The organism is Pedobacter sp. 01N416 (assembly GCF_056399685.1).
This window is the reverse complement of record NZ_JBFTRT010000828.1, coordinates 1-1,566: the sequence shown is the minus strand read 5'-3', so window position 1 is coordinate 1,566 and position 1,566 is coordinate 1. Positions and strand designations below refer to the sequence as shown.

Here is a 1,566-nt window from a genome sequence, read left to right as displayed (position 1 = left end):
TTATAGCATGATGCGGCAAAATCAGCAATTCCATAAAACATTTAAAAAATCTATTTTCTTTACAAAAAATGAAATTTTTCATCTGAAAAACATTTTTTTATTTCATTTTCAATAAAATTGATAAAAATAATACGATTCTTTTACGAGAATTAATAAAATATACTATTTTTGACAAAAAACATAACAAATTAATGAAAAGCTTAAGAACCATCGCATTAAAAGAGGCTCAAAACAGAATTTCACCAGAAGTTAAAGCACCAGCGGCAAAAATTTCTGACTTTTTTGGCGCTAATGTATTTGATAAGAGAAAAATGAGAGATTTCTTATCTAAGGACGTATATGAAAAATTAATATCATCTATCAACCAGGGTGAGTTAATTAATTCTGACGATGCCAACCAAATTGCAACCGCTATGAAAGCGTGGGCAATGAGTGCTGGCGCAACGCATTATACGCACTGGTTCCAGCCATTAACTGGTACAACTGCTGAAAAACATGATTCATTTTTTGAGCCAAGTGGCGATGGAGCTATCGAGAAATTCGCTGGTAGCGCTTTAGTTCAACAAGAGCCAGATGCTTCTAGTTTCCCTAACGGTGGTATACGTAATACTTTCGAAGCTCGTGGTTATACTGCTTGGGATCCTTCTTCTCCAGCTTTTATCATGGAAAGCAAAGCAGGTAAAACACTATGTATCCCTACAGTATTCGTATCTTATACCGGAGAAGCCTTGGATTATAAAGCACCTTTATTAAAAGCATTAGCTGCGCTTGATAAAGCTGCTGTTGATGTTTGCCAATATTTCGATAAAAGCATTACTAAAGTAAATGCTTCTTTAGGTATCGAACAAGAATATTTCTTGGTTGATGAGTCATTGTTCAATGCTCGTCCCGATTTATTATTAACAGGCCGTGCTTTATTCGGACACATGTCTGCTAAAGGCCAACAATTAGAAGATCATTATTTCGGTTCTATCCCTGAGCGCGTATTCAGCTACATGGTAGATTTCGAAAACGAAGCTTTAAAATTAGGTATTCCTTTAAAAACCCGTCACAATGAGGTTGCGCCATCTCAGTTTGAGTGTGCACCGATTTATGAAGAAATTAACCTGGCTATCGATCACAATCAATTATTGATGGATTTGATGGAAAAAGTTGCCCGTCGTCACCATTTCCGTGTATTGTTACACGAAAAACCATACGCAGGCATCAACGGATCAGGTAAACACAACAACTGGTCGTTAATTACCGATACCGGTAAAAACTTATTGGCACCAGGTAAAACACCTAAAAACAACTTAATGTTCCTTGCTTTCTTTGTAAACACAATTAAAGCCGTTAGCGAGCATGCCGATTTATTACGTGCAAGTATTGCATCAGTAAGCAACGATCACCGTTTAGGTGCCAACGAAGCGCCACCTGCAATTATCTCTATCTTCTTAGGTTCTCAATTGAACGATGTATTAGATGAGATTGAGCACTCACGTATCAGCAAAAAAATCAAAGAAGATAACGCACTTTGGTTAGGTATTCCTAAAATCCCTCAGATTTTATTAGACAATACCGACC

1 protein-coding gene is annotated in these 1,566 nt (G+C 36.7%); it reads left to right on the top strand.

Going from position 1 to position 1,566, the window contains the following annotated elements:
* Nucleotides 1-191: 191 nt before the first annotated feature.
* The coding region (locus tag AC1DND_RS27605) for a glutamine synthetase III domain-containing protein (protein ID WP_477586019.1) at nt 192-1,566 on the top strand (1,375 nt) is incomplete at its 3' end.